Raw genomic sequence first — 7,537 nt, forward strand, 5'->3', positions numbered from 1 at the left:
GCCGGTGATGGTGCCGGTCCGGGCGTCGCGCTTGACCTCGAGCGCCCAGTCCGAGCGCGGCCAGTCCAGCCCGTCCCCCGCCTGGAAGCCCAGCTGCTTCGCTTCCAGCGAGAGCGATTGCGGCGTCTGCTTCAGCACCAGCCGGCCGCCGATCCGCGCCAGCGCCAGCTCGGGCAGGCCGGGCGCGACGCGCAGCTTCACCGCGCGCAGGCCCATGTCCAGCGTCAGGCTGCGCGGCTCGCCGCGGTCCACGTCCAGCCAGGCGCGCAGGGCGCCGTCGCCCTCGTTGAGCTCGAAGGGCAGGTCCACGTAGCGGCGCAGCTCGCTGACGTCGGTGCGCGGCAGGTGGGCGAAGAGCTGGCCGCTCCAGCGCTGCACCGCGCCGGGCCGGTCCAGCAGCGACTGGGTGAACTCGCCGCGCAGCGTGAAGCGCTCGCCCCAGCCGGCCGGCGGCGTCGCGTCCAGCCGCAGCCGGTGGCGGCGCAGGCCGTTGCGCAGCACCAGGTTGAGGTCGAAGAGCTCCAGCGGTGGCGCGGCGCGCAGGTCGTCGACCCAGCGGATGCGGCCATGGAGGATGACGAACTCGTGCTGCTCGAAGAACCAGTCGGTGGCCGCTTCGGAGGCCTGCGTGTCCGAGGGGCCGTCGACGCTGAGGCCGGCCACGAAGACCCGGCCCTGTGCGTCGCGGCGCAGCAGCAGCTCGGGGCTGTCCAGCAGCAGTTGGGAGAAGCGCAGTTCGAAGGCCAGCAGCGAGCGCGGCGACAGCGCGGCGCTGACGCGGGGCAGGTGCAGCGCTTCGCGGCCGGAGGCCTCGACGATGCGCACGTCGCGCAGGTCCAGCGTCGGGATCCAGCCCGACGATCGGGCGCTGATGGCGCCGATCTTCACGGGTACCCCCAATGCCTGGGTGGCTTGCTTTTCGAGCTGGGGCCGCCAGTCGTCGATGTGCGGCAGAATCGCCCAGTGCAATGCCAGCCAGGCCGCGATCAGCAGGGAGAAAAGGCCCAGCGAAGCCAGACCGAGCCAGAGGGCGCAGCGTGCCCACCAGCGTCGCTTCGCGACCGCGGAACCGGAGTCAGAACTGGTGACGGCGGACGAAGACATGTAAGAGGGGACGGCGGTCGCCGAATCTAGCACAGCCATTTCCGGCCATGAGCCAGCGAGAGCTTTCTTTACCGATGGATTCAGTTGCCCCGGCAACCGCCGATCCGGCAGGCGTTTCGACGCCGGCCGCGAGCGCGGACCACAGCCGATTCGTTCAGCGCATCCGCCGCCGTTACGCGGCCGAATTGCCCCTGCTGCCGCCCGGCCTGCCGGATGACGCGGTCATGCGCGACGTCGTTGACCGCCTGTGCGAAGGCGGTCGTGCGCTGCCCGCCGCGCTGCGCGTGATGCGCCAGCTGGTGATGGAGCGGCTGGCGGTGCTCGACGTCGAGCAGGGCGCGCCGATGACCGATGTCACGCAGGCGATGACCCATCTGGCCGAGGTGGCGCTGGACATCGGCGTCGCGCACTGCCGCGCGGAGCTCGACGCGCTGTACGGCCCGCCGCGCGACGCGGTCGGCCAGGACATCGACTTCTGGGTCGTGGGCATGGGCAAGCTCGGCGGGCGGGAGCTGAATGTCTCGTCCGACATCGACCTGATCTACGTCTACGAGGACGACGGCCAGACCGAGGGCCCGGACAGCGGCACGGGCCGCCAGCGGATCTCCGCGCACGAATATTTCGCGCAGCTCTCGCGCCGGCTGTCGACGCTGATCGGCGACGTGACCGAGGACGGCCAGGTCTTCCGCGTCGACCTGGCGCTGCGCCCCAACGGCAACTCCGGTCCGCCCGCGGTGAGCATGGCGATGCTGGAGGAGTACTTCCTCGTCCAGGGCCGCGAGTGGGAGCGCTTCGCCTGGCTGAAGAGCCGCGTCGTGGCGCCGCGCGCCAGCGTCAAGAGCGGTCGCGCGATGCAGCTGCGCAGCCTGGTCACGCCCTTCGTCTATCGGCGCTATCTGGATTACGGCGTCTTCGAGGGCCTGCGGCAACTGCATCGCAAGATCCGCGACGAGGCCCAGCGCCGCGCCGCCGGCCGGCCCGAGCGCGCCAACGACGTGAAGCTCTCGCGCGGCGGCATCCGCGAGATCGAGTTCATCGTCCAGCTGCTGCAGGTGGTGCGCGGCGGGCAGTTCCCGGAGATCCGCACCCGCTCGACGCTGAAGGCGCTGACGCGCCTGGCGGCGCGCGGCCTGATGAAGCCCGAGACCGCCACCGCGCTGGCCAAGGGCTACGACTTCCTGCGTCGCGTCGAGCACCGCATCCAGTACCTGGACGACCAGCAGACCCACTGCCTGCCGGCCTCGGACGAGGACATCGGCTGGATCGCGCGCAGCCTCTGCCTGAGCTGCAACAGCCACGCCTGCCCGCTGCTGGACCGGTTGATGGAGGTGCGCGAGCTGGTGGCGACCGAGTTCGACGCCTTGCTGCACGACGGCGTCGCGCCGGGCAAGGGCAGCTGCAAGAACGGCATGTGCGGCGGCCCGCCGCTGCCGATCGACAGCGAGGAGTTCCTCGACAAGCTGCAGCCCGAGCTGGCCGCCAACGTGCGGCGCTGGGCCCAGCAGGCGCGGGTGCAGAACCTGCGCGAGGACTCCCGGCTGCGGCTGGCCAAGCTGGTCGGGCGCGCGGCGCTGGCGGTGCGCCAGGGCGAATGCACGCTGGACGCGGCGCAGCGCTTCGTCGACTGGATCGAGCCGCTGCTGCGCCGCGAGAGCTACCTGGCGCTGCTGGTCGAGCGGCCGGCGGTGCAGGGCCGGCTGCTGCGGCTGCTGGGCCTGGCGCGCTGGCCGATGCGCTACCTGATGCAGCATCCCGGCGTCATCGACGAACTGGCCGATGCACGGCTGCTGCACGAGCGCTTCGATGGCGCGGCCTTCATCCAGGACCTGCAGGCGCGCCATGACGCCTGGGCCGAGCATGGCGAGGCCAGCGAGGACGCGCTGCTGGACAGCGTGCGCCGCGCGCATCACGCCGAGGTCTTCCGCACGCTGGTGCGCGACGTGGAGGGGCAGATCAGCGTCGAGCAGGTGGCGGACGAGCTGTCGCTGCTCGCCGACGCGACGGTGCAATGCGTGCTGGACTGGGCCTGGGACCGGCTCAAGCAGAAGCACCGGCCGTCGCCGCGGCTGGCGGTGATCGCCTACGGCAAGCTTGGCGGCAAGGAACTGGGCTACGGCAGCGACCTGGACCTGGTCTTCCTCTTCGACGACGAGGACGACAACGCCGCGGAGATCTACGGCGCCTTCATCCGCAAGCTGATCACCTGGCTGACGATCCGCACCGCCGCGGGCGAGCTCTTCGACATCGACACTGCACTGCGGCCCAACGGCAACTCGGGGCTGCTGGTGACCTCGATCACCTCGTTCGAGAACTACCAGGGCGGCCGCGGCAGCAACACCGCGTGGACCTGGGAGCACCAGGCGATCACGCGGGCGCGCTTCTGCGCCGGCGATGCGTCGCTGGCCGAGCGCTTCGAGGCCACCCGCCGCGCGGTGCTGACCGCGCCGCGCGATCCGGCGGCGCTGCGCGACGAGGTCGTCGCGATGCGCGAGAAGCTGCGCGCCGCGCGCTCGGTGCGGACCGGTTTCTTCGACGTGAAGCACAGCCCGGGTGGCATGGTGGACGCTGAATTCGCGCTGCAGTACCTGATCCTGGCGCACTCGGCGCGACACCCTGAGCTGCTGGCCAATGCCGGCAACATCGCGCTGCTGCAGCGTGCCGAGTCCGCCGGGCTGCTGCCCGCCAACGTCGGCCGCGACGCCGCCGATGCCTATCGCGAGTTGCGCCGCGTGCAGCACCGGGCGCGGCTCAACGAGCAGTCCACCGCGCTCGACGGCGAGGCCGCCGAGGCGCTCGCGCCGCAGCGCGACGCGGTGCTGGCGCTCTGGCGGGCCGTCTTCGGCTGACGCGTCGCGGACGAGGCCCCGATGCCGGGACGCGCTTGGCTGCTGGTGGCGATGGCGCTCGCGATCGGCTCGCTGGTCGCCTGGGTCCAGCCCGCGCCGGTGCAGGCCGCGCTCGAGTGGCGGCCCGGGTTCGCGGCCAGCGAGCCGTGGCGCGCGGTCAGCGCCGCGTGGCTGCACTGGAGTCCCCAGCACCTGATCGCCAACCTCGCCGGCTGTGCCGTCGTGGGCCTGCTGGGCGTCGCCGCGCGCCTGGGGCCACGGGACGCGGTCGCCTGGTTGCTGGCTTGGCCGCTGACGCAGCTTGGGCTGCTGATCGAACCGTCGCTCGAGCGCTTCGGCGGCGCCTCCGGCGTGCTGCATGCGGGGGTCGCCGTCGCCGCGATCGGGATGATGCGGATGCGCGCCTCGCATGGGCGCGAGCGCGTCATCGGCCTGCTGATCGGGCTGGGACTGATCGCGAAGGTCGCGGCGGAGCGCCCCTTGGCCGGCCCGCCGCTGCGGCATTGGGACGGCTGGAACATCGCGATCGCGCCGCTGTCGCATTTCACCGGCCTGGTCGCGGGCACCGCGGCGGCGCTGCTGTGTGCGTTGGCCGCGCGGGCCTGGACACGCCGCCGGGCATGATCCGGCGCCATGGAACGCAAACAGCGACTCGACGGCGCGGCGGTGGTCATCCTGCTGGGATGTTGCGTGCTGTGGGGCCTGAACCAGGTCGCGGCCAAGGCCGCGCTGGCGGAGATCGGCCCGCTGTGGCAGGCCGCGCTGCGCTCGGGCTTGGCCGGCCTGCTGGTGTGGGGCTTCGCCGCGGCGCGCGGCATCGCGCTCTTCCGCCCTGACGGCAGCCTGCCCGGCGGCCTGCTCGCCGGCCTGCTGTTCGCGGCCGAGTTCGCCTGCATCTTCGTCGGGCTGCAGTACACGACGGCGTCGCGGATGGTGGTGTTCCTCTACCTGTCGCCCTTCGTCGTCGCGCTGGGCATGCCGCTGATCTCGCCCGCCGAGCGATTGACGATGCGCCAGACGGTGGGCCTGCTGATCGCCTTCGGCGCGGTGGCGTTCGCGTTCGGCGAGGGCCTGCAGGGCACCGGGCAGGCGATGCAATGGCTCGGCGACGCGCTGGGCGTGCTGGCCGCGCTGCTGTGGGGTGGCACGACGCTGGCGATCCGTGCGACGCGGCTGTCGTCGGCGAGCGCGGAGAAGACGCTGCTGTACCAGCTCGGCGTGTCGGCGCTGGCCCTGGCGGCGGGTGCGCTCGCCACCGGCGAGGTGCTGCCGCTGGCCTGGTCCTGGCGGCTGGTCGGGCTCTTCGGCTTCCAGGCGGTGATCGTCTCCTTCGCCAGCTACCTGCTGTGGTTCTGGCTGATCCGCCATTACCCGGCGACCCGGCTGTCCAGCTTCACGCTGAGCACGCCGCTGTTCGGGCTGCTCGCGGGCGCGCTACTGCTCGGCGAGCCGATCACGCCGCGGCTGATGCTCGCGCTGGCCGGGCTCGCGGCCGGCATCGTGATGGTCAATCGCTGAGCGCCGGCTTCAACGCCCGCGCCGTGCGCCGCCACGGCGCACTCCCTCCGCCAACCCCCGATAAACCCTCGGACTAACTCTTTCGAGGGAGCTGTCGCGCGGGTGTCGCCTTGCGGTCGTCGAGGTCGGCCCATATCATCGAATTTCATGTAGTGTTCCCTACATTGAAGCCAGCGATGAACGACCTTGCCCGCCTCCCCTTCCTCGAGTTGACCCCGCGCGGGACTCGCCTGCACCGGGCCAGTCCGCAGCGCGGTCCGTCCGTCCTCGTGGCCGGACGCGGCCATCAGGCGCCGGCCGCGCTGGCGCTGCTGCAGCGTGAATACGCGCTGCGCGGCGCGCTCCGGCCGGACTGGGCCGCGGTGCCGCAGGCGCTGCAGCCCAGTGGCGAGGGCGTCGTGCTGCTGCTCCAGGACCCGGGCGGCCGGCTGCTCGGCGAGACGGCCCGGCCGCCGATGGCGCCGGCGGCCTTCCTGCGCCTGGCGCGGGCCATCGTGTCCGCGGTGGCCGGCATGCACGCCGCCGGCATCGTCCATCGCGCGCTCGGCCCGGATTGCATCCTGGTCGACGAGGCCGCCGGCAGGGCGACGCTGACCGGCTTCGGCTTCGCGCTGCGCCAGGGCGAGCCCCAGACCCGCGGCGAGGAAGCGCTGGCCTGGGACGATGCCCGCTTCGACTACATGGCGCCGGAGCTGGGCGGGCGGATGAATGTCGAGGTCGACGCGCGCGCCGATCTCTACGCCCTGGGCTGCCTGTTCCACGAACTGCTGACCGGCGCGCCGCCCTTCGATGGCGACAACGCCGCCGCCCGCATCCACGCCCATGCGACCCGCCTGCCGTCGCCGGTGCACGCGCTGCGGCCGGAGGTCCCGGCGCAGCTCTCGCGCCTGGTGCTGCGCCTGCTGCAGAAGTCGCCGGACCGCCGCTATGCCGACGCCGGCGCGCTGCTGGCCGACCTGCGCAGCTGCGACGAACTGCTGCGCCGCCACGGCACCATCCCCGACTTCGTGCTCGATGCCGGCGCCGCGCTGGCCGGCGCGCACGAACCCGGCCCGGTGGTCGGCCGCGACGACGAGCTCGCCCAGCTCGCCGCGCTCTATCGCGCGGTGGCCGAGGGCGAAGGCGCCCGCACCGCCTGGGTCTGGGGCGGACCGGGCATCGGCAAGTCGGCGCTGCTGCGCGAAGCGGTCGCGCGGATGCGGCAGCCCGTCGCGCCGCTGGTGGCCGCCGGCAAGTGCGACGCCGCGCGCAGCGGCGTGCCCTTCGACGCGCTGGCGCGGGCGCTGGAGCCCTTGCTGCAGGGCGTGCTGGGCAGCGCCGAGGCCGACTTCGAGACCTGGCGGGACCGCCTGCGCCGCGCCGCGCAACCGGTCGGCGCGACGCTCGCCGGCTGGGTGCCGGGCCTGGCCGCCGTGCTCGGTCCGCAGGACGGGCCGGCCGCGCCGGTGCCGGGCGACGCGGCGCTGGTCTTCGAGCGCGAGATCGTCCTGCGCGCCATGGCCCGGCTGTTCGCCGCCTTCGCGCGACCGGAGCGTCCGCTGGTGCTGCTGATCGACGACCTGCAGTGGGCGGACGTCGACACGCTCAAGGTGCTGGAGCGCCTGCTGATCGACCACCCCGATGCGCCGCTGCTGCTGGCGGGCTCGATGCGGTCGGGCGAGACGGACGCGCCGCATCCGCTGCGCGCGGCGCCGCTGTTCAGCCGCGCCGGCGCATGCCACCTGGCGCTGCGGCCGCTGGACGACGACGCCGTGCGCGCCCTGGTCGCGCAGGTGCTGCACCAGGACGTCTCGGCGCTGGGGCCGCTGCTGGACCTGGTCCAGCACCTGACCGGCCACAACCCCTTCTTCATCCGCCGTCTGCTGGGGCGCCTGGTCGCGAAGGGCCTGCTCGCCTACGACCCCGCGACCATGCGCTGGGCCTGGCATGCCGAGCGCACCGCGGCCAGCCCGGTCATCCACGACGTCGGCGAGCTGCTCGCGCGCGAGCTCGACGAGCCGCGCGCGGTGGTCGACGCTCACTTGCCCAACTGCGTCGGCATCGGCGGCGCCACGGTGCGCTGGATCGGC

5 protein-coding genes are annotated in these 7,537 nt (G+C 73.0%); 4 read left to right on the top strand and 1 reads right to left on the bottom strand.

The window, feature by feature from the left end; all coding sequences use genetic code 11:
- Positions 1–1,143, bottom strand: a 1,143-nt coding sequence (locus FUT87_RS19470) for a YhdP family protein (RefSeq protein WP_147242096.1), incomplete at its 3' end; no start/stop codon positions are given.
- A 35-nt stretch (positions 1,144–1,178) separates the two neighbouring features.
- On the opposite strand from FUT87_RS19470, the gene glnE reads away from it, so the two are divergent.
- The 4 genes from glnE to FUT87_RS19490 all read left to right on the top strand — a co-directional run.
- Positions 1,179–3,950, top strand: a complete 2,772-nt coding sequence (gene glnE, locus FUT87_RS19475) for a bifunctional [glutamate--ammonia ligase]-adenylyl-L-tyrosine phosphorylase/[glutamate--ammonia-ligase] adenylyltransferase (protein ID WP_147242098.1) — start codon at positions 1,179–1,181, stop codon at positions 3,948–3,950.
- Positions 3,951–3,971: 21 nt separating this feature from the next.
- Entirely contained in the window at positions 3,972–4,574 is a 603-nt protein-coding gene (locus FUT87_RS19480; protein WP_147242100.1) for a rhomboid family intramembrane serine protease, read from the top strand.
- Positions 4,575–4,583: 9 nt separating this feature from the next.
- Positions 4,584–5,468, top strand: a complete 885-nt coding sequence (locus tag FUT87_RS19485) for a DMT family transporter (RefSeq protein ID WP_147242101.1) — start codon at positions 4,584–4,586, stop codon at positions 5,466–5,468.
- A 176-nt stretch (positions 5,469–5,644) separates the two neighbouring features.
- Positions 5,645–7,537 (top strand): AAA family ATPase (locus FUT87_RS19490; protein ID WP_147242102.1); only part of this gene is annotated, 1,893 nt, incomplete at its 3' end.

This window comes from Mitsuaria sp. TWR114, assembly GCF_007997345.1.

Bases quoted from the DNA above. Each gene is read 5' to 3' on its own strand.
- glnE (WP_147242098.1), top strand. From the start codon at position 1,179: ATGGATTCAGTTGCCCCGGCAACCGCCGATCCGGCAGGCGTTTCGACG.
- FUT87_RS19480 (WP_147242100.1), top strand. From the start codon at position 3,972: ATGCCGGGACGCGCTTGGCTGCTGGTGGCGATGGCGCTCGCGATCGGC.
- FUT87_RS19485 (WP_147242101.1), top strand. From the start codon at position 4,584: ATGGAACGCAAACAGCGACTCGACGGCGCGGCGGTGGTCATCCTGCTG.